Here is a 25,626-nt window from a genome sequence, read left to right as displayed (position 1 = left end):
CAGGTGCGAAGCGGGCGGGCAAGGCCGGTCGAAGCCCGGTTGCATGGCCATTTCTGGAACACACTGTGGCGCTTTTGACGGATTCGACGGCCTCGCCAGCCGGCATCGTGATGGCACGATTCGTGATCCGACCCGGTCATGACAGCGACACCGCTCTGGCCACCCTGCCCCGCCGATCACCGAGGCTGGCGCGGCAACTGGAGATCGTGCAAGGCGCTGGCGACCAGCCAGGCGCCGGCCCCGGCGGCATGGGCGCAGGCCAGGTCATCGCTGCTGCGCACCCCACCGGCGCCGACGAAAGTCGTGCCCGGCGACACGCGGTGCAGCGCGGCCATCGTCTCCAGGTCAGGCCCGGCGCCGGAGCCGACCCGCTCCAGCGTCATCACGATCACACGCTGCGGCCACAGCGAGACAGCATCCCAGCAACCTGCCGGGTCGAGGCGCTTCCCCTCGCGGCGATCCAGCGACAGCACCGCGCCGGCGGTGCCGAAGCGGGTGCAGCAATCTTCAAGCGCGGCCCGCGAGCGCAGCGATTCGCTGGCGAACACCGGGACGATGCGTTCCGAATGCGGCGCAAGCTGTGCTGCGAGCGACGCGGCTGCATCGGCATCCGCGAAACCCGCATCGACCCACAGCTCAATGCCGTCGAGCGCGCCGAGCAGCTCGCGCAGCAACCCGTGTTGGGGTGTGCCGCCCGTCAGCGCGTCCAGGTCGGCCACGTACAGTTGGCGCGCCGCGCAATGGTCGACCAGGATCTTCGCAACCGTCAACGGGTCGCTGCTCGCGCACAGGGCCGACTCGATCGGCCGGTATGCCTGCCGATCGCCGCGCACCCCGCGCACGACCCGGCCCTTCAACAGATCGATCACCGGAATCAGGGTCATGCTGCCGTTCATTTCAAAGGCTGTGCTCACGTGGGTCTCCTGCAGAGATCGCGCGCTGCGGTCACCGCGATGATGCGCGTGTTCGTCTACGAGCACCTGAGCGCCGGCGGCACAGCGGAGGCATCAGAAGAGTTGCTCGCCGCTGGCCGCGAGATGCGCGACGCGGTGGCGCGTGATCTGCTGCACAGCGGCGATTGTGCGGTCTCGGTCGCGACTGGCCCACATGCCACGGATGCCACGGATGTGCCGCAAGGCGCGACCCCGATTGCGGCACCGCTGCGAGCCCCGGGCGAGCGCGCCATCGGCGCGGCCGAGTTCGTCGCGCAGCAGTCGCGCCAACACGAGCGAACCTGGGTCATCGCGCCGGAGACCGACGGCGTGCTGGCGCAGATGCAGCGCGCGGTCGATGCCAGCCGCTGGCTGGGCTGCGACGGCACAGCAATCGCACTCGCTTCGAGCAAACGCGCCACGATCGCGCATGCCGCCGAGCACGGCGTGACGACACCGCTCGCCTTCGCAGCGTCGCCGGCCACGCGCCGCTGGGTCGTCAAGCCGGACGACGGCGCTGGCGCCGTCGCCACCCGCGTGCACAACACGCGCGCTGCAGCACTCGACGACATGGCGGCTCGCCGTGAGCGCGGCGAAACCGTGGTGCTCGAAGCCTGGGTCGCTGGCGAACCGTTCAGCCTCTCGCTGCTCTGCAGCGCGCGAGGCGCCGAGGTGCTGAGCGTGAACCGGCAGCATCTCGCGGTCGATGCGCTCGGGGCCGTGAGCTTCGAAGGCGTGCAGATCCATGCGCTGCAGGGCACCGATGCGCGCATGGGAACCCTGCGCACCTGGGCCCAGGCGCTCGCCCGAAGCTTCCCCGGGCTGCGCGGGTACGTCGGCATCGATCTGGTCTGGCACGCGCAGCGCGGACCGGTGCTGATCGAGATCAACCCGCGCGCGACGATGGCGTATGTGGGCTTGTCGGCGACCCTCGGTCGCAACGTCGCGGCAGCGGTGCTGGATGCGCATGACCAGGAGCTTGCCCATGCCCTCGCCTGAACCGCTTCACATCGTTGGCTGGGACATCGGCGGCGCGCATGTCAAGGCCTGCCTGATGCGGAGTGGCCGCGTCGTCGACGTGGCGCAATGGGCCTGCCCGCTCTGGCAAGGCATCGAGCACCTGGTGCATGTGCTGGACATCGCGCGGGCCCGCTGGCCGCAGCTCGTGTCGGCAACGCACGCGGTCACGATGACCGGCGAGATGACCGACTTGTTCGAACACCGCGAAGAGGGCGTGCAACGCATCGCAACGGCCTTGGCCGACACGCTGGCGCCATCGGCCGCGGTTGCCTTGCGCTTCTTCACCGGCGAGGACTCGTGGTGTGCGGCTGCAGAGGTCGGTGCGCACTGGGCGCACATCGCGTCGGCCAACTGGCGCGCGACCGCGTCGCACGCCGCGCAGTGCATCGACGAAGGCGTGCTGATCGACATCGGCAGCACGACGACCGACCTGATCGCCTTCCGCGCCGGCCGCGTGCTCGGCACGAGCCGCAGCGATGCCCAGCGGCTGGCCAGCGGCGAACTCGTCTACCAGGGCGCCGTGCGCACGCCGCTGTGCGCGCTCGGGCCGCGCGTCGCGTGGCGAGGTGTGGAGATGAATGTGATGAACGAGTTCTTCGCGACCACTGCCGATGTCTACCGGCTCACCGGCGAACTCGACCCCGCGCATGACTTGCACGCGGCCGCCGACAACGCGCCCAAGGACCGGACGGCCACCGAGAAGCGCCTGGCCCGGATGATCGGCCTCGATGCACGCGAGGCCAGCTCGGACGACTGGCTCGCGTTTGCCCACACCTGGCGTGCACGGCAGGTCGACGAGCTTGCAGGCCAGTTGCGCAGGGTGGTGGCCGCACACAGCCTGTCCGACACGGCGGTGGCGCTGAGCGCGGGCTGCGGCGACTTTCTCATCGCCGACGTGGTCGCGCAAGCCGGCCCGACCCGCGAACACCTGCGTTACGGCGTCGACGTGGCGCGCATCGCCGCCGACGCTTTGCCGGGCACCGACGCCGCCGCGCGCTGGGCCCAGGTGTGCGCCCCAGCGGTCGCCGTCGCCGCGCTGCTGGACACCGGGCTGCGCTGATGTGGGTCGTCAAGCTCGGTGGCAGTCTCATGGCCGATCCGGCGCTGCCGAATTGGCTGGACCTGCTCGCAAAGCTCGGCGGCGGGCGCGTGACCATCGTCTGCGGTGGCGGCGGCCTCGCCGACGAAGTGCGGCGCACGCAGGCGCTGTGGCAATTCAACGACCTGGCCGCGCACAACATGGCGGTGCTGGCCATGGTGCAAACCGGCTACCAGCTGCACGCGATGAACCCTGCGCTGCAGCTCGCCGCGAGCAAGGCCGAGATCGCCGGCGTGCTGCACAAGGGCCGCGCGGCGATCTGGCTGCCGTTCGAGCTGCAGCGCGACGCGCCGGATGCGCGAACCAACTGGGATGCCACCTCCGACACCATCGCGCTCGATCTGGCGCATGAGCTGAACGCGGAGCGCCTGGTGGTCATCAAGTCGTGCGAGATCGACCGGTCCCAGACGCTGGCGCAACTCGGTGCGGCGGGCGTGCTGGACGAGAGTTTCCAAGGCGGCGCGCGCGGCGCCGCATTCCCGATCGAGGTCATGGCCAAGCACGAACTGCCGCGCATGCGCTCGCTGTTGCTCGGCGGCACGCGCGACCTCGGCGGTTGAACCGATTCCGGCGTCTCAGGCCTCTTCTCAGGCGCTCACGGGTGCCGGCGCAGCGTGCAGCCGCGCGGCCAGCTCACGCAGGCGTTCAGGATCGAGCGCCCCGCTGCGGTCGCCCGCGCACACCGCGCTGCGAAAGCCCGCGAAATCGGGCGCGAGTTGCTGCAAGGCTGGGAGTTGCGCATGGCGCAGCGCGCCGGCCAGGCCAACCAGCGCGCCGCTGGCGCGAACCCGGGCGACGAAACGCCGCAAATCGGCGCCGGACACCAGATCGAACAAGCTGCCTGCGGGTTTGTCGGCCGTGTCGACCATCATGCCGGGGAACTTCAGCGCACACGCGTGCGCGACCTGCTCGAAGTCGAGCCCGCGGTCTGCAATGAAAACCGGAATGATCCGGTGGCCGGTCGCGGCCAGCGCGTCCAGCACCGCGCCAGCGGCCACCTCGCGTTCGATGCCGACCTTCACGTAATCGACGCCGCAGGCGGCGACCGCTTCGACGCGCGCCAGGATCGCCGGCAAGTCGTTCATCGGCAGGTCGCCAATCGTGGCGCTGATGGGCAGCGGACTGCCCTGCTCCTGCAAGGCCTGCACGACTTGCGCAATCGCATCGATTGGCAGACCGCCAAGTGCGCCGTCGCGGGGCTCCTTGAGGTCGATGAAATCCGCACCGCCGCGCGCGGCGATGCGCGCCTCGGCCACATCGCGAACGCTGACTAGCATGCGCATCATGGCCGCATCTCCTGGGAGGATGGGGGCGTCGAATCGGCTGCCGCCGCACGGTGGCGAGCGACGGCCTCGGTCAGCCAGCCCCAGGCCTCGTGCTCCTCGGGGCCGGCGGTCTTGTCGATCGCGATCTGCAGGTAACGCATCTCGGCATCCACCTTCGCCGCGGCCAGCATGTGCAACCGGCTCACCAGCACCGCGCCTTCGATCACCGCCGCCTGCGCGCGGTTGAAGCCGATGTAGGGCGCATGGCTCACCTCGAACACGCGCGCCATGCGCAGCACCGGGCGCTGCGCGTCGTCCTGCAGTTCGGCGAGTTCAAGCTCGACGTGGCTGAGCGCGCAGGCGAGCCGCACGCCCTCGATGCGTTCGGCCGGCCGCACCGGCCAGTGGCGGCGTCCCGTGACCGAGCCGGCGAAGACGCGCGCATCGGTCACGATGTTGAGCACCGCATGGCCGCTCGCGACAATGTTCGCCAGCGTGGTCGACGGCTTGAACGGCATCAGGATCACGTCGCTGCCGGTCTCGGCCTGGCGGTAGCGGATGCCCATGGGCGCGACATGCGGCGCGCCATCAGGGGCGACCGTGCTGATCACGGTTTCAAAGATCACGTCATTCATTGTTCGGGTCGGTCGGGGAAGCGGCAGCCGCGGCGCGCGCGCGGCCGGTTTTCGCAGTCGTCATCGTGCTGCCGGGTGCACACCAGGCGTTGAGGTCGCCGGCATCGGTCGCGACCGCGCAGCCCCAGTCCAGCGGCTGGTCCTGCACATAGCGCTTGCCCAGTTGCCAGGCGATCTCGGCGTGCGCGAGTTCGACGCCCATGTAGAACGCATGGCTGGCATCGCCCTCGAGCTTGAGCTGCGGCCAGAGTTCAAACGCGCCCTGGCCGAGGCGAAGGCCATCGCGGTTGTAGACGTGCAGGCCGCTCGCCGACACCTGCACGCGGAAATTCGGGTCCTTCACCTGGGCGGCGACCTGTTCGATCTCCTGCGGCGTGTCAGGGAACGGGTGCTTGGCATGCACCGTCATCAGTGCGCCGCTCATGCCCTTGGGCAAGGTCTGGTGACGCGCGGCGGCATGCATGATGCGGCGCGCCCAATCGGCCTCGCGGACCGCGCGGCGCGCATGCGCGCTGACCTGCGTCGTCAGCACGGCCGCGACATTCAACTCGGCCGCGATGCCGAACAACAGCGCGTTGATGCCGCTGGTGTCGGCCTCGGTGAGCTCGGTCAGGTTGCCCACGCCCATCATGATGGGCGCATCGGGAAAGCGCTCGCGCAGGCGGTGGTAGCGCACGATCGAGGCGGTCAGCCCGAACGGGATCGGATCGAGGATCGAGTCGGCGAGGAACGGCCGGCCGCGCCGCTGCATCGCCTCGACAGCCTCGAACAGCGAGGCTTCGTCCGCGGGCACGCGCGGGATCAGCACCGGCGTGGCCGCGACCTCGTCGGCCACCCACAGCGTGTCGAGGTTCAGGCTCAGCAGGTAGTCGGCACCTGCGCGGCCGCCGCGCAGCAGCTCGTCGGCATTGATCGAATCGACGCTGACGGTGAAGCCGGCCGCCTTCAAGGCCTGCACGCTCTCGGCCAGGTGATCGAAAGGCGTTTCGGGCAGGCAGCCGAGGTCGATCACGTCGGCGCCATCGGCCGCAAGCACGCCGGCGCGCGCGACGATCTGCGCCACGCTGAGCTGCGGCGCGTCGACGATCTCGGCAAAGATCGCGACCTCGTACTCGGTCAGGTCGATCGGTTTGGCGGCGCGGTTGAAGTGGCGCGGCAGGTCTTTCAGCTCCTCGGGGCCACGCTCGACCGGAATCCCGTAGTGGCGCGTCAGCGCGGCCATGTCGCCCCGGCAGCGGCCGGGCACGATCATGCGGTCAGCGCCGAGCGGCGCAGGCACGCGGCGCTGGATCATCTCGGCCGTCATCAGCGCGGCGACCTGCAGCCCGATTTCACGCACCTCCCAGCTGAACGGCAGCGCATCCATCCCGCCCAGAACGCGCCGAAGGCTGGCCTCGGCGAGGCGTCCAGTCAGGAAGACGATGTGTTCCATGCGAGCGAAAGTTCTTTCAGGCGCGCGGCAAGCGCGGCTTCGAGTTCGGCGGGCGAGGCCACGACCTGGCAGAAATCGATGTCGCGCAGCCGATCGACATTGTCGAACTCGATGCGCCTCGGCCGCAGCGTGACCCAATCGTGCGGCGAGCGCGTCACGACCACCGGCTCGGTGTCGCATGCAAACACGATGCCCGGGATGCCGAGCTTGCCGGCCTGCGCGAACATGTTGGTCGGCAAGGTGTCGCTGATGCCAAACGCGCACTTCGCGACCGTGTTGCTCGTGGCCGGCGCGACGACGACGGTGTGATACACGTTCTCATACAGCGTGCCGACCGGCACCGCGCTGGCAGTCTTGTCGCGGAAGATCCTGAAATCGGGACGCAGTTCGTCCAGGCCGATCTTGTAGATCGGCAGCACTTCCTCAGCGGCGGCCGACAGGAACAGGTCCACCTGCGGCAAGCGCGCCGCGAGCGCAAGCGACTCTTCCAGGAAGTGGCCGGAGCCGGTGATGCACCAGGCGAAGCGGGAGCGCGGCTCTACCGAAGACATGAGCGCTCCCCAGCATGCGCCGGCCAGCGCCCGGCCGCTCCGAAGCGGCCGGCACCGCCCTCGGAAGGTGGCCCTGCGTACCCGCGCGCCAGGGGGCTCCCCGCCGGCCAGCGCCCGGCCGCCCCGAAGCGGCCGGCGACCCCCTCGGGGGGTGGCCCTGCGTACCCGCGGGGCCGGGGGCTCCATCTACTCGGGATGCGAAACCTCAATGTGGAGCTTGTGGAGTTTTCGGTACAGGGTGTTGCGGCTGACATCGAGCGCTTTGGCGACATTGCTCACGTTCCAACGGTGCTGCTCCAGCATCTGCAGCAACACCTGCCGCTCGTTGGCCTGGATCGGATTGAGTTTGACAGGTTGCGGCGCGTCTTCTTCGGCGCCGGCCGGCGTGTCGCCCGACATGGCGAACTGCACTGGCGCATGGGCATGCGCAGACATGGGCGCCGGATGCAGGATCAGCGCCGGCAGGTGATCGCGTGTGATCGCCTGCCCGTCGGCGAGCGCCGACGCGCTGCGCAAGACGTGGCGCAGCTGGCGGATGTTGCCAGGCCACGGGTAGTCCATCAGCAGACGCTCGGCGTCGGCGCTCAGGCGGCTGTCACCACCCGACTCGGCCTTCAACATGTCGTGGATCAGCTCGCGCTTGTCGCTGCGTTCGCGCAGCGCAGGCAGTTCGAGTTCGATGCCGGCGAGCCGGTAGTACAGGTCTTCTCGGAAGCGCCCTTCCCGCACCAGGGCCGGCAGGTTCTGGTGGCTGCCGCTGATCAGCTGGAAGTCCACCGGCTGCGTGTCTTCGGTGCCGAGTGGCGTGACCTGGCGTTCGTCGAGCACGCGCAGCAGGCGGGCCTGAAGCTCCAGCGGCATGTCGGCAATTTCATCGAGGAACAGGGTGCCGCCGTCGGCCTGCAGGATCTTGCCGCGCCGGCCGGAGCGCTGCGCGCCCGTGAAGGCGCCGGCCCGGTAGCCGAACAGTTCCGATTCGATCAGCGTCTCGGGCAGGCTGGCGCAGTTGACCGCCACGAACGCACCGTCCGCGTGAGGGCTGGCGTCGTGGGTGGCGCGGGCGAAAACCTCCTTGCCCGAACCGGTCTCGCCCCACAGCAGCACGGGGGTCTGGCGTGCGATCACGCGGCGCGCGGTTTCGAGATGCGCCAGCAGGCGCTGGTCCTTGAAAGTCGCGCGGCTGGGCGACACGGCGCGCAGTGCGACCGGCCGGTGCGTTGGCCTGCGCTCATGCGACGGCGTCGGGTTGCCCAGCGCGGCAGCGGCGGTCGCCGAGATCGGGTGCACATTTGCCGTCGCACTTGAGGCAGGACGGCGCGCGACGGCGAAGAAACGCAGGGCTGCATTCGCCCGGTAAGTCACGACCGGGTGGAACGACGAAGACATGCTGCGCTGCAGCATGTCTTCGAGCGAGGTCTGGAACAGGTCCTCGATGCGGCGCGAACGGATTTCATCCATGGACTGCAGGCCGAGCTGGAACAGCGCGCTGCGGTTGGCCGCGAGGATGTGGCCGTCGTCGTCGACAGCCAGTTTGCCTTCGTGCAGCGTGTAAACGAACTCTGGCCGACTGTGAAAGTGAAGTGGGTGAGCGTTGCGAAAGCGCTGGTCGATCAGGCGGTTCTCGATCATGCGTGCGGTCATGCCCAGCAGTACCAGCAGATGTTGCTGCATCTGCTTCGAGCGGCTCGACACGTCGAGCACCGCAGCGATCTCCCCGGAGGGGTCGTACACCGGCACGGCCGAGCAGGTGAGGTTCGAAAACTGCGTGAAGAAGTGATCCTCGCGGCGGATCGCGACCGGTGCCGCCGCGGCGATGCAGGTGCCCATGCCGTTGGTGCCGGCCTCGGCCTCGCTCCACAGGCCTCCGGTGCGCAGCCCGAGCGGCGCGACCTCGGCGCTGAACGCCGGCGACGAAACCATGTGGATGATCACGCCATCGGTATCCGTCAGCAGGACCGCCAGGTCGGCGTCGGCCAGTTGCTGGTAGAGCGTGGTCATTTCATAGCGCGCGCAGTCGATCACATCGGCCTTGCGCTCGCAGCGGCTCTCGAGCGCGGCACGATCGATCACCGACGGCGTGCGTGGGCGATCAGGGTGAAGACGGTATTCGTTCACACACCGGCTCCACGAACGCATGATCGCGTCGTTGCCTGGCTCGTGTGTCCCGTTCTTCACCATCACCATGATCCGTTCGGCGTGACGGTCTGTCTCCCGCAACAACGTTCCCATTCTGTCTCCAAATGTTCAGGCCGCCTGGGCTCTAGGGCCCTATCCTCATCCAAGTGCAGGCCCCGCACAACCGGGCGAAACGCGAGTACCCGCGCAGTCGAAGTCGCGGGATCATATTGGCACGCCGCTTGCATTTTTTCCCAGCCGCAGGTTCGCGGCGACCAGCGCTTCGCAGCGGCCCCACCATGTCCAACAGCTTCTCCCTGCCCATCATGAGGGCTTCGACAACCCAGGCTGCCACGCCGCAAGCCATGGACCTGATCTTCATCGAGGGATTTGTCGGCGAAACGGTGATCGGCATCCACGAATCCGAGCTGCATTGCCCCCAGCCGCTGTTGATCGATGTGCACGCCGGCCTGCCGCATGCCCGAGCCTGCGACACCGACCACATCGCCGACACGATCGACTACGGCGTTGTCACCGAGCGGCTGCGCCGCCTGCTGGTCGAGCACCGCCTGACGCTGCTCGAGGCCTTTGCCGAAAAGATCGCCGAAATCCTGATCGACGAGTTCGGCGCACGCTGGGTTCGCGTCAAGGTCGTGAAGCCGCGCAAATTCGCGGACGTGAGTGCGGTCGGCGTGCAGATCGAACGCGTTGCGCCCGAACCCGAAGCCAGGCGCCCTGGGCACAGCGCGGCCGTGGTCCAGTTGCTCGCCAGCGGCATGCTCCCCGGCAAGCGCTGACCACCCATCAACCGGACAAAAAAACGGCCGCTCAGCGGCCGTTTTTCAATGGTGCGCCCTGACTCAACGGCAGTTGTGGCGCGCTTTCACTGGGACCGCGAGCGGCCCAGGTGAGCGTCGGAGATCAGGAATGGGCAGCGAACGGGTGTGCCGCCGTGCCCTTCTTGGCGACCACTTCCGCCGCGGTCGGGGAGCCCGCAACAGCGCGCTGGATCGACTCGCGAACGGCACGGTAGTTGTAATCCTGGATCTTCGTGTCGTCCTCGGCGAGCCAGTGGATGAAAACGCCAACGCAGATGAACACGTTGTCGGCTTCGTCTGCCGGAATCGTGCCGTCTTCGACCGAATCGGCAACCGCCATCGCGACACCGCGCTGAGCCGGGCCGAACATTTGCACGGCCTGCTTCGCACCCTTGATGGTGACCTTGTTGAACATCACCGTCGGCGGCTTGGTCAACAGGTTCGGCGCCACCACGGCGAGCAGCGAGGTGAATCCGTCCTTGTTGTTGGTGAGGGCGTTGGCAAACGCCGTCTCGGCAGCGCTACCGCGCGGCCCGATGATCAGGTCGATGTGGGCCACTTCGTTGCCGTCGCCAACGAGCGACTCGCCAACCATCATGCGATCAATTTTTGCCATTTCTTCCGTCTCCTGTGAGCAGTTCTTGAGGGTATTCACGACACCGGCCAAATCAACCAGCGCGACGCAGTACGTATCACGATCCGTGCCATCCACCGGGCCCTCGCGCCGGGAACCGCCGGGGACCGCCACGCACCGTCAGCGCGCTGCGGTCCCCTGCGCAACGAGGCCCGCGACGAACAGCGCCGCCACGGTGAAATCGGCGCTGGTCCCCGGGTTCAGCCCGGCTGCCTTGAGTTCGAGATCCCAGGCGACGAAGTCGGGATCGGCATCGAGGTTCTCCCCGTTCAATGCACGCGTCTGCCAGCGCTGCGCCGAGCGCATGACAGTGTGTGCCAGCGCCGCGCCGTGTTTCCGCACAATGTGTGAATCGGGCAGCGTGGCCAGAAATGCAAGGTAGGTGCGCTGGACGGCTGCGCTGACGGCCGGGGATGCCAGACCGTCCCGCGTGAAAGCGCCGCCAGGCAGTGCGAGGACTGCGGCCGGAACGCCGAGTTCAAACAGCTCGTCATACCCGTCACGGTATTGGCGCGCGATGCTGTCGCGATCGGCGGCCAGCGCCATCGCCGCGCGCAGGCCCATGCTCGGCACGTCATGGACATCCTGAGCCGCGGCAGAGCCCAGCCCGCCAGGATGGGCCTGGGCGATGGCGCGATAGGCGGCGCGGGCGTCGGCCAGGTCGAGATCGGCCAACACTTCTTCGATTGCCGCACGCAACGCGGCCGCGTCTTCGGCCTGCGGATGCAACTCGATGGCGCGCGCGATGGGGGCACACAGCAGCACGATGCCGAGGTTGGTGTTGCAGCCTGCTGCTTCCCAGCTGGCGGCCACCGCGGCCTCGATGCGATCACCCACGCGAGCGCCCGGCCGGAACATCGGCCCGACCGACGCCCGCGCGCTGTCACTGAACAACGCCGCCTGCATGCCATGGCCTGCAGACAGCCGGCTCACGTTGCCGGGTTTGCGGACCGCGACATCCAGTTCACAGGCGACGAGATAACTGGCCCGGGCCCGCTCGGTTGCCTGAGCTGCAGTGGACGTGGGCGCCGGCTTCACGCACGCCGCCCCGCGCCCGCCATGCCGTCGGCTCGCGCTGCGGCCAACTTGCGGTCCAGCAGATCGTCAACGATGGCGCGTGCGATGTTGAAGCCCGTCACACGCTGCAGACCCCGCCACGCGGCCACGCCGTTGACTTCGAGCACCTGGACGGCGCCGCCAGCGCAAGGGATCATGTCCACCCCGGCGTAGTCCAAGCCCAGCGCCGCTGCGGCGCGTTCCGCCAGCGCGGCCAGCGGCGGCGTCAGCTCAGCGGGTTCGCAACGCGCGCCTTGCGCAATGTTGTGGATCCATCCGTCACTGACCCGCCGCATCGCAGTGACTGCGCGGCCGCCGACGACGAGGACGCGCCAGTCGAACCCTGGGTTCGCGGTCGCAGGCACAAACCGCTGCATGTAAGCCAGGGAACCGTAGGCCTCGCCGAGTTCGGGAACCGGATGGTGAACCCCGGCGACATCGCCGACAAGTTGCAAGCCTTTGCCCTGCGATCCGAACAGCGGCTTGAGCACCACCGCGTGGCCGGCCGCGCCCTCACGCATGGCGATGCGCCGGGCTTGGGCCAGCGACTCGGTCGCCCAGGTCGGTGGGGTCGGGATGTCCGCGGCGTGCAGCAGCAGGCTGGTCATGGACTTGTCGACGCTGCGTTCGATCGCACGCGCGTCGTTGTAGACCGGCACGCCGAGTTCACGCAGCGCATGCAGCACGCCGAGCCGCTTGGTGACCTGCTCGAAGCTGCCGCCGGCGATGCCACGCACCAGCGCCGCATCGGGCAGGTGGCGGCCGAAGCCGGGGATCACGAGACCGTGCCAGGCCTGCGTCGTGTCAATGTGGCAATCGGCCAGGTCGATGCAACGCCCACTCGCGCCGCGCGCACGCAGCGCTGCCTGCAGCTGCCGCGTGTGCCAGCCGGTCTCGTCAGTCATGATCGCGACATGGAGCCCCTCGCCCGATGGGTACATCGGGCCATCCCCCGAGGGGATGCGGGCCGGCTTGGGAGCGGCCCGGCGCTCGGCCCCCGGTTGCGTTGCCGCAGGGAACTTCATCACGCCTCCTGCAGCCACAGGCCTTGCAGCAGCGCCATGTTCAACGCGCCGGCATGCCAGGTGTTGCCGCTGTCGAGGTTGCTGACCCACACCTCGGCCGGTGCGAACAGCGCGCCGTCGATCTTGTAGAAGTCGTACTCGACCTCTTTGAAAATGTCGGCGAACGAACGCCCGTAGTCGCGCGAGTTGCGCGACGGCAGTTGCAGCGCCAGCTGGCGCGCCGCGGCGTCGTCGCCGCGCACACTGAGGTGGACGCGCCCTCCGTACAGGATCGCATCGTTGGTGCGGCCCATCGCGACGACGCCGTCAGGGCTGGGCGCCGGCAGCGGCGCAGTGGCGACGCCTTCGACGATGTTGCCAAGCGCGTAGCCGAGTTCGTGCGCCTTGTGCAGCGCGACCTCAAGCACGCGCGCAACCACCTGCGTGGTGCCTGCAAGGCTGGTCGTCGGGGTCAGGATCAGGGTCAGCGCGTCGGCCCGCAGGTTGCAGTCGCGCAGCAGCTTGTCGATCACGACCTGGGGAGGCGGCCGGTCAACCTCCAGCACGAGCACGCCGGTGTCAGACCGGTCGCGGTACCCGAGTTCGGCAAACAAGGCCTCCTTGGCGGCGAGCGCGCGTGCAGGGCCCGAGCCGAGCGAAAAGAATTTCTTGCCGCCCGTTTCCTCCTTGCTCGCTGCCAGGCTCCAGCCCGCGTACTGGCTGGCCAGGCAGGCCAGCACGGGCTGCGAACTGCGCACCTCGACCCAGGTCGGCCAGCCCTCGTCTGCGCCGCTGCGCAGGCCGACCCGACCGAGCCCGCCCATGCATATCTCGCCGATCAGCAGCCCGGCCGTGACACTCCCGCGGGCCGCGATCCCGGCATCGACGATGCAGGTGCCGTTGTCGAAGCGCGCCACGTTCAGCTCGAGCGCCTCGGCGCCGGCGAGCAGTCGTTCGACCAGCGGACGTGTCAGGTCGTTGACACTCAGCGACGAGGTCGCCAGCGGTGGACGGGCATCGGTCATGACGGTTTCTCCAGGGTGTGCAGCACGGCATCGCGCGCTGCAAAAAGCAAGGCTCGGACGTGCTCGGCAGTGTCGCCTGCGGCGCTCAGGCTGCAGATCGGGTCGCTGGCATCGAAGCATGCGCCTGCGAGCGGCAGGTCGTGCACATCGGGCCGGCCTGCAAGATAACGCGCGCAGCGCTCGTCGATCTTCAACGGCTGCCGGGCATAGACGATCTCGCTGCCCGCGATGTGCCGAGGCGCGAACGCCGCTGGCGGCGGCAATTCGGCCTGCAGGCAGGCGCGCAGTTGCGCGTCGATCAGGCCAGGCTGCGCGTACAGCAGCAGGCTGGCTGGCGGTCGAGGGTTCACTTCGAGCACGCCGATGCTGTCGCCGCCGCCGCGGATGAAATCAAGGCTGCACCAGCCGCGCAGGCCGAACTCCGCTGTGAGCAACTGCACCGCCTCACCGACGCGTTGCGCCAGGTCTGCAGACACGGGCACCGGCCCAATGCATCCGCAGTACACGTGCGGGTGCGCGCCGAAGGGTCGCACGATCAGTTCGTTGAAGCCCAGCAGGCTCGCCCGGTCGCCGTTGGCGATGAAGGTCGCCGACATCGGGACACCCGGCATCGCGCGCTGGAAGTAGTGCCAGACGCTGGCCGATGCGCCGTCGCGGGCAGTGTGCGCGTGGCGGATGTGCCAGCCGCCACTGGCGCGCGCGTCCTTCAGCAGCCATCCATCGGTGTCGGCCGGGGCATCGGCCCGCACCGGCGGGTACGCAATGCCATGCGCCTCGAGCACCTCAAAGAACAAGGCGGGATCACGCACGCGGCGCACCGCCTCGGCCGGCGTGCCAATCAGCGGCAGCAACTGCGCCCCGGCATCGAGCAGGTCGGGCTGCCCTTCGAAGCCGCTGCCAGGGATCCAGCCGACGACCTCGTCCCCACCCTTACGCGCCAGCGCCTGCAGCGCATCGAGCAGGCGTGTTCCGTCGATCTGAACCGAACCCGCCGCGCCGATCGGCTGCCAGCGCTGCGAGGCGCGCCGCGTGTCGGCGTCGCCGAACAAGTCGAGTGCGATGACCTGATGGCCGTCGAGCACAGCCGCCTCGGCCAGCATGCGGGCAGAGAGGGCCGCGACGGCCAGCAGCGCAGCCACAGGGGGCGATCGCCTCAGGCGGTCGGCTCGGACGCGGATTGCGCGGCCTGCTCGGCGAGGAACGCGCGCGCGGCAGCAAACGCTTCCGGAAAGCTCAGCACCACCGCCTTCTTGCCCTGGTGCATGCTCATCAGCAGGCGGTGCTGGGTCTGGTATTTGACATTGCCGACCGCCAGCGCGCCGATCCCTACCGCACCCTCGACACCCGCCAGAGGCTTGGCATCGTCCATCACGCCGACGCCGGCAATGCCCTCCGGCGCCACCGCGTTCACGTCGGCCGCAACCTTCAGGCGTTTCGCGAACGCAAGGTCTTCGGTCGACACGACCTGCACGCCGGCCGCCGCACAGGCGAGCACGACTGCCGACTCGGCCAGCTCCGCGCGCACGGCCTCGGCGCCCGTGCCCGACACGCCGCGCAGCGCAACGCCGAAGCGCTTGCCGGTCTCTTGCGCTGCCGCTTGCGCGACCTCCAGGCCGCTGTGGCTGGCCACGCGCACGCTGGCGCCGGCCTGCGCCGCGAGCACGGCGACGATGCGGCCGACCGGCCCCGTGCCGCCAAGCACCAGGACGTTTTGACCGCTCAGGTCCACCCCGTGGTGACGCTGCATGGCCGCCTCGACGCACGCCAACATCGCAGCAGCAGTGGTGTAGGCCCCGCTCGGGTCGGCCATCAGCGACACGACAAAGGGATTGAACATTGCGCTCTTCGCGCGTTCCAGCATGTCGGCCGCGAGCAGTGCATCGCGCCCACCGATGAAGATGCCGGTGCGCGACACCCCTTTCGGGCCGCGCGAGAAGATCGCGTCCTGCGTCAGCGCGGTGACCCCGTCAACACCGACATCGGTGTAAGGCGTGATGACCTGGTAGCCGGCATCGGCCGCCATGTTGACGTCGAACGGGCTCGCCTGGCGCCCGGGCGTGAACAGGTGGAGGATGCGGGGACGTTCCATGGCTTGAATCGGTAGGCGTGAATGAGAAGGGCGGACGGATGGCGCTCGCTCAGCGCGCGCGCCGCGCCACGCGAAGGTCGGTGATCTCGGCGCCACGGTTGCGCGGCGCGACGATGCGCAGCACCAGCCCGGGTTCTACCAGATCGGCCGAGCGCATGGCACGTTCGAGCGACTCGGCATGCGCCTGCGATTCGACAATGGCAAACCCGGTCGGGCCCCAGGAACTCTGGCCGATCGCGGCCTGATGCGCACTTGCGCCAACCCAATCCATCAAGCGCCCGACCGCGGCGCTGGTGTAGGTACACCCGTTCTGGGCCGGCGCGAAATGTTCACCCAGCAGTTGCTGCACGCGTGACACGCCGCGCGCGAAGACGTCGAATTCGGCACTGGCGGCGCCGGGCAGCACGCGCATCAGCACCTCGTGGCAGATCTCGGCGGCACGCTCGGCCGGCATGGCCGCGAGCCCGGCCATCGCGCCCTTCTCATCGCCGCCCGACAGGCCGCGCTCGCGTCCGTCCTGCACGACGACGATGCGCCAGGCCTGGGGCAGCGCGATGCGCGAGAGCAAAGGTGCGGGCCGGCCATCCGCGGTCGGCCCACCGTCGACCAGCAGGCCTCCTTGGTCGAAACCGTGGATGCCGATGCCGGAACGCTGGCCGCGGCCCAGCCAGTGCGCCAGCGTGGGCGTGCTCACGTCGAGCCGATGCCACTGGGCGAATGCACGTGCAATCGCCAACGCGAGCTGGGTGCCGGACCCGAATCCGCCATGCGCGGGCAGCACCCGCAGCAGCCGCAGGTGCAACGGCTCACGCCGGCCGCTGCGCTCGCGCAGCGTGTAAAGGTAAGCGCCGGCGCGGGCCATCTGCGTGTCGCCTTCGGGCGTGTCGGCGGTGATGCGATCCGCAAGTGCAGCGCTGATTTCGACCTCGGTCTCGAAGCCTTCGATCACCAACCCGATGCTGCCGAAATGACGTCCCAGTGAGCCAGATGGATCCAGAAACCCCAGATGCAGGCGACCCGGCGCCCTCAGCGTGACTGTGTTGGAGAGATCGAAGTGCATCCGAGGCGGAACGGCGAGAACGGCATGGCCCATGATCGTGAGGCGCCGCCCTGTCAAACGGCATCTGCGCGACAACCCAGGAGCAATCTCCGTTCCTGGCGCCTTCGGGACGACCCGCCCCGGCGAGGCAGGCACCGATCCGCCCCGCTGTATCGCCAGAGGGACAGTGTGTCATGCGGCGCCACGGGCGGTAGCATGGCCGTCCCCTTGCTTCTTTCCGTGGGAGACTGACATGACCAGCTGGCGCAAACAGACTGCAGACGAGGTCTACACCGTGGAGGAGATCACGGCACGCTTGTCCGAAGAGTTGCCGAAGTGGTCCTTCGAAGACGGCTGGATTCGCCGCAAGTTCAAGACCAGCGGCTGGAAAGGCACCTTGATGGTGGTGAACACGGTGGGCCACCTCGCGGAAGCAGCCTGGCACCATCCGGACCTCACCGTCTCGTATGCCTTCGTCACGGTCAAGCTGATGAACCACGCCGCCAAGGGCATCACCGACAAGGACTTCGAGCTCGCGAAGAAGATCGAGGAGGTCGTCCTGTGGCAGCCGGGCGCCGCGGAGGGTTCGGCGCTGCAAGGCACGCCCGACGATCCGCGTTTCAAGTACCTGAAGTACGACTGACCGTCCTGGCCTGCGGCGCTGCGGCGATTGGCCGCAGTGTGGCTTTGCTCAGATCTCCTTGAGCAAAGCCTCGGCGATGCGCAGGCTCAGCGCGGCGCCGGTCAGCGTCGGGTTCATGCAGGAGGCCGAAGGCATCACGCCGGTGCCGGCGATGAACAGGTTCGGATGGTCGTGCGTGCGGCAGTCGCGATCGACCACAGAGTCCTTCGGATCGTCGCCCATGATGGTGGTGCCCATGATGTGCTGGCGGTCCTGGTGGCTGGTGTCCAGCTTCAGGATGTCGGCGTTCAGCAACTGGGTCATGCGCGTCAGGTCCTTGACCGCGAAGTCGCGCCCGGCGTTCCAGTAGTCGTTGACGCTGTAGTAGATCTCCGGCACCGGCAGGCCGATGCCGTCGAAACGCTTCTTGCTCGGCACGATGCGGTTCTGCGGCTGGGCCTCGGTTTCCAGGTCCACCGCGATGTTGATCGAACGCGCGGACTGGCGGCGGATCTCGGCGTCCAGCTTGCTGCCGAGCACACCCTTGGCCAGCAGCGCCGAGGCGATCTGCGAGGTCGGCACGGTGTTGCGGAACTTGGTCTTGTAGCTCGGGATGTCCTTGCGGAATTCGCCGTCGCGGTAGTTCAGGTAGACCAGCAGCTCGGTCGGCCCCTGGCCCGGCCAGACGTCCTCGTTCATCATCGCGTTGACGCTGATGCCGGTGTGGCCCATCAGGTTGCGGCCGACCTGGTCCGAGGAGTTGGCAATGCCGTTCGGGAACTTCTCCGAGGTCGACATCAACAGCAGCTTCGGGCCTTCGATCGCGTACGCCGCCAGCACGAAATGGCGTGCCGTGAGGCGGTGCGAAGTACCGTCGGGCTGCTTGTAGTTGACGGCGGTGATCTTGTTGTCGGCCCCGTGCTCGATCTTGTAGACAACGGCGTTGTCCAGTAGCCTGGCGCCATGCCGCTCGGCCAGGTCGATGTGCATCGAACCGTCGTACTTCGCGCCGATGGGGCAGACCGGGTTGCAGTTGTTGTTGCCGGCGCAGACCGGGCGGTTGCCGTAAGGCCGGGTGGCTCGGCCGTGGGGTTCGATCACCGGGTTGTAGCCGCCGGGCGCCAGCATCTCTGCCATGCGCGTCATGAAATACGGCTCGTTCAGGCCCTTCATCGGGAAAGGCTTCGAGCGCGGCGGCCAGGCCTGGCCGCCATGGCCGCTTTCGTCCTGTCCATCCACACCCGACACACCGAGCTCGGCCTCGGCTTCGCAGTAATACGGCTCCAGCTCGTCGTAGCCGATGGGCCAGTCCCGGCCCCGGCCGTAGAGCGTCTTCAGCTTGAAGTCGTTGGGGATCATGCGCCACAGCGCCGAGCCGAAGTGCCAGGTCGTACCGCCCACCACGCGCAGGTACTTGGTGGGGTACGACACCGGCCCCGTCTGCTGCAGGTAGTCGCCATAGGTGGACGGGATGTGCGGCGGGTTCGGGAACGGCGAGCCGGCGCCCTGGGCCTTGGTGTTGGCCAGCGAGAGCTTGACCGGCGAATTGCGGAAGGTCTCGACGATCTCGGCGCGGCGCACACGCGGCCCGGCTTCCAGGATGATCACCGACTTGCCAGCCTTAGCCAGCCGGCTGGCGATCAGCCCACCCATCACGCCCGATCCGATGACGATCAGGTCTGCATCAAATTCTTGGCTGCTCATGCTGCTTTCTCGGTACTTGGCGCCACCACCCCGGCCGGCTTCCGGCCCCAGGAGTCGGGGCCGCCGCCGTAGGTGGGAATGACCAGCACGTCTTGCGTGGGCCGGTACATCAAGGCTTGTGCGTAGCTGATCAGCTCGGCGTCGACGTCGTTGCCGACGATGCCGAGGTACCAGGCGGAGACGATCTGCGTGATGGTCTTGCGCAGCGGCTCACCCAGGTCGGCGCGGGCCAGCAGGCTGTCGACGCTGGTCTCCTTGCTGTCGGCCACGTAGCGCTGCAGCGCGGACCATGCCTCGCCGAACTTGGCGTCATGGCGCGCCAGCGCGGCCTGGTAGCGCGTGGCCAGGCCTGGCTCCAGCGGCTGGCCGCCGGTCAGGAATTCGGACAGGCGCAGGAAGTCCGCGCTCGCCGCGGCCGCGGCAAAGGCATTGCTGGTGCCGAGCAAGGCCGCGCCACCGAGCGCAAAGGCAGCGCCTGCGATGGCAGCGCCGCCGATCAGTGCGCGGCGGGACAAGGGGAACTGGACGGGCTCGAAGCCGTCTGGATCGGATGGACTCATGGCTTGGCTCCTAGCGGGCGCGGCGGCGACGGACCACCAGCACGATCAACAACAACAGCAGCACGACGCCGCTCGGCAGGATGGCCGGCCGCACCATCGCCAGCAGCGGCGGTTTGCCGCCAGCGCGCAAGGTCTGCACCTCGCTCGCGCTGACCTTCACCGCGGCGTTGCCGTGGTGGCTCAGCAGGTAGTTGCTCAGGTCCGCAATCTGCTGGTCGCTCAGGCGGTCCACGTACGAGGCGCCGTCGCCAAAGGCCGGCATGAAATGCGGCTGGCCCTGAACCGTGCGGTCCACGCCGTAGAGGATGGTGGCGATCAGGTTGTCCGGCCGGTCGCCACCGGTGGCGGTGTTGTGGAACAGCGATGGGTACTGGCCGTTGCCATCGCCGTTGGCCTGGTGGCAGTGGGCGCAACTGCCGCTGAAGACGCGCCAGCCAGCGTCGGCACCGGCGTCACCGGCCTTCAAGCCGCGCATCTCGACCTCGGCCTTCGATGGCTCGCCGTAGGCATATCGCGGCTTGGCTTCACCGCCGTGCACCGCCGGCGCCTGCCTGAGGTAGACCGCGATGGCCTTGAGGTCCTCGTCGGGCAGGTGCTGCAGGCTGTGCTCGATGGCCTCGGCCATCGGGCCGGCAGCCTGGGCCTTGCCGTCCACGCGGCCGGTCTTCAGGTACTGCACCAGCTCGGCCTCGGTCCAGCCGCCAATGCCGCTGGCCGTGTCCGGCGTGATGTTGGGTGCGAACCAGGGGCCGACCGAGCCGCCCGCCAGGAACGACTTGCCGATCTGCTCGGCCATCAAGGCATTGCGTGGCGTGTGGCAGGCGCTGCAATGCGCGAGCGCGCCAGCCAGGTAGGCGCCACGGTTCACCTCGGCGCTTTTCGAGGCATCCGGCACGAAGCGCTCGTCCTTCAGGAACATGCTGTTCCACGCAGCCATCGAGAGGCGCACGTTGAACGGGAACGGCAGCTCGGTCTCGGGGGCCTTCTGGTCGACCGCGGCAACGCCATGCATGAAGTAGGCGTACAGCGCGTTGGTGTCCGCGTCACTGAGCTGCGTGTACGAGGTGTACGGCATCGCGGGATAGAGATGCGCCCCGTCCTTTCGAATGCCCTGGCGCAGCGCCCGCTGGAAGTCGGCCAGCGTGTAGTCACCAATGCCGCCGGCCTTGGACGGCGTGATGTTGGACGCGTAGATCGTTCCCAGCGGCGACGCAATGGGGTAGCCGCCAGCGAAGGCCGCGCCACCCTTGGGAGTGGTGTGGCAGGCCGCGCAATCGGCAGCGACTGCCAGCTTGCGGCCCTGCTCGATCAGCGCCTGGTCTGGCGGAGCGGCCTGCGCATGGGCAGCGCCCATGCAGGCCCACATCGCCCACCCCGCAGCCCCGGAAAAGAGCGGGGCCGTAAAAATTGACCGGATGAACCGCATCGTGTTGAACCTTGTTGTTGTTTCGCCCGTCCTGCACGCCGGCAGGCCTTCAATGCCACTCAAACCCTGGCTGGCGTGCCCACGTTGAAGACAGCCACCACCTCGGCCAGGCGCTGCGCCTGCTCCTGCAGCGAGGAAGACGCAGCAGTCGACTCTTCGACCAGTGCCGCGTTCTGCTGCGTCATCTGGTCGAGGTTGGCCACCGCCTGGTTGACCTGGCCAATGCCGTCGCGCTGCTCGGAAGCCGCCGCGGCAATCTCGGCCATCAAGTCGGTGACGCGCCGCACGCCAGTCACGATTTCGTCCATCACCTGGCCAGCCTGGGCCACGTCGGTAGAGCCGGCCTCCACCGTCTCGACCGACTTGGCGATCAGGCCCTTGATCTGCTTGGCCGCTTCGGCCGAACGCTGCGCCAGCGAGCGCACTTCGGAAGCGACGACCGCAAAGCCGCGGCCCTGCTCGCCTGCGCGGGCGGCCTCAACCGCGGCGTTCAAGGCGAGGATGTTGGTCTGGAACGCGATGCCGTCGATCACGCCGATGATGTCGGCGATCTTCCGGGACGAATCGCTGATTTCCTGCATGCGCTGCACGACGCCACCGACCACCGCGCCGCCACGTGCGGCCGCCTCGGCGGCGGAGCTGGCCAACTGGTTGGCCTGGCGTGCCGTGTCGGCGCTCTGCCCCACCGTGCCCGTCAACTCTTCCATGCTGGACGCAGTTTCCTCCAGGTTGGCCGCCGTCTGCTCGGTGCGGGCCGACAGGTCATGGTTGCCGGTGGCGATCTGCGACGAGGCGCTGGAGACGGAATCCACGCCGTTGCGCACCTGGGTCACGACGGACTTCAGCCGCTCGACCATGCGCAGCAGCGCGCCCTGCAACTGGGCCAGTTCGTCCTGGCCGACCACGCGCAGGCTGCGCGTCAGGTCGCCCTGGGCGACCGCCTCGGCCAGACGCACCGCGTCGGCCAGCGGGTGGGTGATGAGGCGGGTGATGACAAAGGCCAGGCCCGCGCCCAGCAGCACTGCGACGACCGTCATGCCGATGACCATCCAGCGGCTGCTGGCGTAGATCCGGTCGCCCAGGTCATTGGCCGCCTCGGCGCCATCGGCGTTCATCTTGGTCAGCTGATTCAGGCTGGCCAGCAGCGCGTCATAGCTGGGCACGCCGCGCTTGAGCAGCTGTTCGCTGGCCAGGTCCTTGTCGCCCCTGGCCATCGCGTCCTGCATCGCCCGGTCGCTGTTCAGGTAGGCGGCCCAGTCTTCCTGCGTGCGCGTGAGCTGGTTGCGCTCGTCATCAGACTGGACCAGCCTGGCGTAGTTGGCCAGCTGCAGCTCGACGGCCGCGGCGGCCGATTTCAACTGCTCGATGACGGCCGGGCGCTGCGCCTCGTCGGTCAGCAGGAAACGGTACTCGCGGGTGCGCAGCCGGGCCACTTCCAGGCTGGCGGTCTGCGCGGCACGCATCGAGGGCATCCAGCTGTCGGCCATGTCGCTGGCGGTGTCGCTGACCCGGCCCAGCTGCACGATGGACAGCACGCCCAATGCACCGGTGATCAGCAGCACAGCGGCAAAGGCCAGGCCCAGCTTGGCCCCGACAGAAATGCGGTGGAGGAATTGCATGAAGTGGGTCTCGATACAGAAGGACAGATCCGGCATGCAATGTCACAAGCATGCCTGCTAATCGATATTGTTGTACGCGTACGATAGTGGAAACCCCATAAAAGCACAGGGGTTCTCGCCCATTTGGCCGAGATCGCGCTTGCACTACCGTGTGGGGCTACCCCAAATGGCCGAGTCCACCCCCTCCCCAATGAGCAGCAAGCCCTTGCGCAAGCCGCCCGCACCCGTCCGCTTGCGCCGCAGCGCGGCCGAGATGGCGGCCCTCAAGCACGCGCTGCTGGAACGTGCGCGCCTGATCTACCGCGACGAAGGCCTGGCCGCACTGTCGATGCGCCGCATGGCTCAGGAATTCAAGCTCTCCACGATGGCGCTGTACAGCTACTTCCCCAACAAGCAGGCCTTGCTCGAAGGCCTGTGGATGGAGATCTTCGAGGCGCTGCTGGCCGAGCTGCAGGCGGTGAAGAAAGGGCGGCGCACGCCGCTGAGGCTGCTGGAAGCCCACGTGCGCAGCTTCCTGGGTTTCTGGGAGCAGCGCGCGGACCAGTTCCGCATGATCTACATGTCCGCCGGCCAGACCGCGGGCGGAGACACGGTGGACATGGAGCAGCAGCCGGTCTACGTGCAGATGGTGAAGCTGACGCGCGAGCGCGTGGCCGCCTGCGCCGCCACGCCTCCCAGCGACGCGGCGCTGGGCCTCAGCACCGACGCGATGGTGGCGCAGATGCTGGGCTACCTGCTGCTGTCGCTGGGCGTGGCCCGTTATCCACTCCATGACCGCGATGCCTTGCGTGAACGCACGGTGCGGGACATCCAGTGCACGGTACAGCAAGGGCTGGCCTTGCCGGCAAAGCGCGCGCGCCGCTGAGCCGGGTTTCATCGGCATCGCCGCCTGCGCAAGCCCGCATGACCGTGGCCGCCATGACACGACGCGCCATCTGTCGGCATACTGGTGTCCCGGCCGTCTCCCCCGCGAAACGGCCGAAGCCAGCGTTTCGGGCCGCCAGACCCGAGACACCTCTCCAAGGCCAACTTTCCAGGGTCGCACCGTGAGCCGCAAAACCCCCATCGAGCGTTACCGCAACATCGGCATTTCCGCGCACATCGACGCGGGAAAGACCACCATCACCGAGCGCATCCTGTTCTACACCGGCATCAACCACAAGCTGGGTGAGGTGCATGACGGCGCGGCGACGATGGACTGGATGGAGCAGGAGCAGGAGCGTGGCATCACCATCACCTCGGCGGCCACGACCTGCTTCTGGAAAGGCATGGACCTGGCCCGGCCGGAGCACCGCATCAACATCATCGACACGCCCGGCCACGTGGACTTCACGATCGAGGTCGAGCGTTCGATGCGCGTGCTGGACGGCGCGGTGATGATTTACGACGCGGTGGGCGGCGTGCAGCCGCAAAGCGAAACCGTCTGGCGCCAGGCCAACAAATACCGGGTGCCGCGCCTGGCCTTTGTCAACAAGATGGACCGCGTGGGGGCCGATTTCTTCCGCGTGCGCCAGATGATGATCGACCGCTTGAAGGCCAACCCGGTGCCGGTGGTCATTCCCATTGGCGCCGAGGACGGGTTCCGCGGCGTGGTGGACCTGATCAAGATGAAGGCCATCCTCTGGGACGACCTGTCCCAGGGCATGAAGTTCAGCTACGAAGAGATTCCCGCCGAGCTGGCCGAGCTGGCCCAGGAATGGCGCGAGAAGATGCTGGAGGTTGCGGCCGAAAGCAGCGAGGCGCTGATGGACAAGTACCTGGAAAGCGGCGACCTGAGCGAAGAAGAGGTCACGCAGGCGCTGCGCGCGCGCACCATCGCCGGCGAGATCCAGCCGATGCTGTGCGGCACCGCGTTCAAGAACAAGGGCGTGCAGCGCATGCTGGACGCGGTGATCGACTTCATGCCCTCGCCGCTGGACATTCCGCCGGTGCCGGGGCATGACGAAGACGACAAGGACGTGGTCCGCAAGGCAGACGACGGCGAGAAGTTCGCCGCGCTGGCCTTCAAGCTGATGACGGACCCGTACGTGGGCCAGCTGACCTTCGTGCGCGTGTATTCGGGCGTGCTGAAGTCTGGCGACTCGGTCTTCAACCCGATCCGCGGCAAGAAGGAACGCATTGGCCGCATCCTGCAGATGCATGCCAACCAGCGCGAGGAAATCTCGGAAATCCTGGCCGGCGACATTGCCGCCTGCGTGGGCTTGAAGGACGTGACGACCGGCGAGACGCTGTGCGACCCGGACGCCATCATCACGCTGGAGAAGATGGTCTTCCCCGAGCCGGTGATCTCGCAGGCTGTCGAGCCCAAGACCAAGGCCGACCAGGAAAAGATGGGCATTGCGCTGGGCCGGCTCGCCCGGGAAGACCCGTCATTCCGCATGCGCACCGACGAAGAGTCGGGCCAGACCATCATTTCCGGCATGGGCGAGCTCCACCTGGAAATCATCGTCGACCGCATGAAGCGTGAATTCGGCGTGGAAGCCAACGTCGGCAAGCCGCAGGTGGCCTACCGCGAAACCATCCGCAAGTCGGTCTCCGATGTGGAAGGCAAGTTCGTGCGCCAGTCCGGCGGCAAGGGCCAGTACGGCCACGTGGTGCTGACGATCGAGCCGCAGGCGCCGGGCAAGGGCTTCGAGTTCGTGGACGCGATCAAGGGTGGCGTGGTGCCACGCGAGTTCATCCCCGCGGTGGAGAAAGGCCTCATCGACACGCTGCCGAACGGCGTGCTGGCCGGCTTCCCGGTGGTGGACGTGAAGGTCACGCTGACCTTCGGCTCGTACCACGAAGTGGACTCGAACGAAAACGCGTTCAAGATGGCCGCGTCCATGGGCTTCAAGGATGGCATGCGCAAGGCGTCGCCGGTCATCCTGGAGCCGATGATGGCGGTGGAAGTCGAGACGCCCGAGGACTACGCCGGCAACGTGATGGGCGACCTGTCCAGCCGTCGCGGCATGGTGCAGGGCATGGACGACATGGTCGGT

At 68.0% G+C, this 25,626-nt stretch carries 24 protein-coding genes; 7 read left to right on the top strand and 17 right to left on the bottom strand.

The features are described from left to right. Positions 1-176: 176 nt before the first annotated feature. Positions 177-914: a HisA/HisF-related TIM barrel protein gene (locus ACAH41_RS23220; RefSeq protein WP_370538516.1), complete on the bottom strand. Its 738-nt coding sequence runs from the start codon at positions 912-914 to the stop codon at positions 177-179. 123 nt (positions 915-1,037) lie between these two features. Here ACAH41_RS23220 and ACAH41_RS23215 point away from each other — a divergent pair, with 123 nt between their 5' ends. From ACAH41_RS23215 to ACAH41_RS23205, 3 genes are read left to right on the top strand one after another with little or no spacing between them, the layout of a single operon-like run. Beyond that, positions 1,038-1,931 (top strand): ATP-grasp domain-containing protein, encoded by an 894-nt coding sequence (locus tag ACAH41_RS23215; protein WP_370538515.1) that lies wholly within the window; start codon positions 1,038-1,040, stop codon positions 1,929-1,931. Next, positions 1,918-3,012: a hydantoinase/oxoprolinase family protein gene (locus tag ACAH41_RS23210; RefSeq protein ID WP_370538514.1), complete on the top strand. Its 1,095-nt coding sequence runs from the start codon at positions 1,918-1,920 to the stop codon at positions 3,010-3,012. The genes ACAH41_RS23215 and ACAH41_RS23210 overlap by 14 nt, the downstream gene beginning before the upstream one ends. Then, the gene (locus ACAH41_RS23205) at positions 3,012-3,611 is read left to right on the top strand and encodes an aspartate kinase (RefSeq protein WP_370538513.1); all 600 of its coding nucleotides are present in this window, start codon (positions 3,012-3,014) and stop codon (positions 3,609-3,611) included. Before ACAH41_RS23210 ends, ACAH41_RS23205 begins: the two co-directional genes overlap by 1 nt. Positions 3,612-3,638: 27 nt before the next feature. Here the strand turns inward: ACAH41_RS23205 and ACAH41_RS23200 are convergent, their stop codons facing one another. The 5 genes from ACAH41_RS23200 to ACAH41_RS23180 all read right to left on the bottom strand — a co-directional run bounded on the left by ACAH41_RS23200 (position 3,639) and on the right by ACAH41_RS23180 (position 9,163). Continuing rightward, complete coding sequence (locus ACAH41_RS23200) at positions 3,639-4,337, bottom strand: (5-formylfuran-3-yl)methyl phosphate synthase (RefSeq protein ID WP_370538512.1); 699 nt, start codon at positions 4,335-4,337, stop codon at positions 3,639-3,641. Beyond that, positions 4,334-4,951: a DUF447 domain-containing protein gene (locus ACAH41_RS23195; RefSeq protein WP_370538511.1), complete on the bottom strand. Its 618-nt coding sequence runs from the start codon at positions 4,949-4,951 to the stop codon at positions 4,334-4,336. Before ACAH41_RS23195 ends, ACAH41_RS23200 begins: the two co-directional genes overlap by 4 nt. Then, positions 4,944-6,383 carry a DUF6513 domain-containing protein gene (locus ACAH41_RS23190; RefSeq protein WP_370538510.1) on the bottom strand — a complete coding sequence of 480 codons (1,440 nt, stop codon included), beginning with the start codon at positions 6,381-6,383 and terminating at the stop codon, positions 4,944-4,946. Before ACAH41_RS23190 ends, ACAH41_RS23195 begins: the two co-directional genes overlap by 8 nt. Beyond that, positions 6,362-6,934 (bottom strand): flavoprotein, encoded by a 573-nt coding sequence (locus tag ACAH41_RS23185; RefSeq protein ID WP_370538509.1) that lies wholly within the window; start codon positions 6,932-6,934, stop codon positions 6,362-6,364. The genes ACAH41_RS23190 and ACAH41_RS23185 overlap by 22 nt, the downstream gene beginning before the upstream one ends. Positions 6,935-7,120: 186 nt before the next feature. Then, positions 7,121-9,163, bottom strand: a complete 2,043-nt coding sequence (locus tag ACAH41_RS23180) for a sigma-54-dependent Fis family transcriptional regulator (protein ID WP_370538508.1) — start codon at positions 9,161-9,163, stop codon at positions 7,121-7,123. 212 nt (positions 9,164-9,375) lie between these two features. Here ACAH41_RS23180 and ACAH41_RS23175 point away from each other — a divergent pair, with 212 nt between their 5' ends. After that, positions 9,376-9,846, top strand: coding sequence for a dihydroneopterin aldolase (locus ACAH41_RS23175; protein ID WP_370538507.1), 471 nt, complete (start codon positions 9,376-9,378; stop codon positions 9,844-9,846). 124 nt (positions 9,847-9,970) lie between these two features. On the opposite strand, the gene fae is transcribed toward ACAH41_RS23175, so the two are convergent. The 7 genes from fae to ACAH41_RS23140 all read right to left on the bottom strand — a co-directional run bounded on the left by fae (position 9,971) and on the right by ACAH41_RS23140 (position 16,870). Next, entirely contained in the window at positions 9,971-10,483 is a 513-nt protein-coding gene (fae, locus tag ACAH41_RS23170; protein WP_141289915.1) for a formaldehyde-activating enzyme, read from the bottom strand. A 138-nt stretch (positions 10,484-10,621) separates the two neighbouring features. Beyond that, complete coding sequence (locus tag ACAH41_RS23165; protein ID WP_370538506.1) at positions 10,622-11,539, bottom strand: triphosphoribosyl-dephospho-CoA synthase; 918 nt, start codon at positions 11,537-11,539, stop codon at positions 10,622-10,624. After that, positions 11,536-12,498, bottom strand: coding sequence for a RimK family alpha-L-glutamate ligase (locus ACAH41_RS23160; protein WP_370538555.1), 963 nt, complete (start codon positions 12,496-12,498; stop codon positions 11,536-11,538). Before ACAH41_RS23160 ends, ACAH41_RS23165 begins: the two co-directional genes overlap by 4 nt. 83 nt (positions 12,499-12,581) lie before the next feature. Beyond that, on the bottom strand, positions 12,582-13,586 hold the full coding sequence (gene mch, locus ACAH41_RS23155) for a methenyltetrahydromethanopterin cyclohydrolase (protein WP_370538505.1): 1,005 nt from the start codon (positions 13,584-13,586) through the stop codon (positions 12,582-12,584). Next, complete coding sequence (locus ACAH41_RS23150) at positions 13,583-14,725, bottom strand: ATP-grasp domain-containing protein (RefSeq protein WP_370538504.1); 1,143 nt, start codon at positions 14,723-14,725, stop codon at positions 13,583-13,585. Before ACAH41_RS23150 ends, mch begins: the two co-directional genes overlap by 4 nt. 14 nt (positions 14,726-14,739) lie before the next feature. Continuing rightward, positions 14,740-15,675, bottom strand: a complete 936-nt coding sequence (locus ACAH41_RS23145; RefSeq protein ID WP_370538503.1) for an NAD(P)-dependent methylenetetrahydromethanopterin dehydrogenase — start codon at positions 15,673-15,675, stop codon at positions 14,740-14,742. A gap of 49 nt (positions 15,676-15,724) precedes the next feature. Further along, positions 15,725-16,870 carry a beta-ribofuranosylaminobenzene 5'-phosphate synthase family protein gene (locus ACAH41_RS23140; protein ID WP_370538502.1) on the bottom strand — a complete coding sequence of 382 codons (1,146 nt, stop codon included), beginning with the start codon at positions 16,868-16,870 and terminating at the stop codon, positions 15,725-15,727. 97 nt (positions 16,871-16,967) lie between these two features. Between ACAH41_RS23140 and ACAH41_RS23135 the strand changes: the two genes are divergently transcribed. Continuing rightward, entirely contained in the window at positions 16,968-17,357 is a 390-nt protein-coding gene (locus tag ACAH41_RS23135) for a 4a-hydroxytetrahydrobiopterin dehydratase (protein ID WP_370538501.1), read from the top strand. Positions 17,358-17,405: 48 nt separating this feature from the next. Here the strand turns inward: ACAH41_RS23135 and ACAH41_RS23130 are convergent, their stop codons facing one another. From ACAH41_RS23130 to ACAH41_RS23115, 4 genes are all read right to left on the bottom strand, one after another. After that, the gene (locus ACAH41_RS23130) at positions 17,406-19,040 is read right to left on the bottom strand and encodes a GMC family oxidoreductase (protein ID WP_370538500.1); all 1,635 of its coding nucleotides are present in this window, start codon (positions 19,038-19,040) and stop codon (positions 17,406-17,408) included. Further along, on the bottom strand, positions 19,037-19,600 hold the full coding sequence (locus ACAH41_RS23125; RefSeq protein ID WP_370538499.1) for a sugar dehydrogenase complex small subunit: 564 nt from the start codon (positions 19,598-19,600) through the stop codon (positions 19,037-19,039). Before ACAH41_RS23125 ends, ACAH41_RS23130 begins: the two co-directional genes overlap by 4 nt. Positions 19,601-19,610: 10 nt before the next feature. Then, entirely contained in the window at positions 19,611-20,954 is a 1,344-nt protein-coding gene (locus ACAH41_RS23120; protein WP_370538498.1) for a cytochrome c, read from the bottom strand. A gap of 131 nt (positions 20,955-21,085) precedes the next feature. Continuing rightward, positions 21,086-22,645, bottom strand: coding sequence for a methyl-accepting chemotaxis protein (locus ACAH41_RS23115; protein WP_370538497.1), 1,560 nt, complete (start codon positions 22,643-22,645; stop codon positions 21,086-21,088). A gap of 190 nt (positions 22,646-22,835) precedes the next feature. Here ACAH41_RS23115 and ACAH41_RS23110 point away from each other — a divergent pair, with 190 nt between their 5' ends. Next, positions 22,836-23,510 (top strand): TetR/AcrR family transcriptional regulator, encoded by a 675-nt coding sequence (locus tag ACAH41_RS23110; RefSeq protein WP_370538496.1) that lies wholly within the window; start codon positions 22,836-22,838, stop codon positions 23,508-23,510. Between the two features lie 181 nt (positions 23,511-23,691). Then, positions 23,692-25,626: elongation factor G (gene fusA / locus ACAH41_RS23105; protein ID WP_370538495.1), on the top strand; the 1,935-nt coding region annotated here is incomplete at its 3' end.

This window comes from Ideonella sp. (assembly GCF_041287625.1).
In the GTDB taxonomy this organism is placed as follows: Bacteria; Pseudomonadota; Gammaproteobacteria; order Burkholderiales; family Burkholderiaceae_C; genus Ideonella.
The sequence above is the reverse complement of the archived record's forward strand: the minus strand, read 5'-3'. Positions and strand labels throughout refer to the sequence as shown.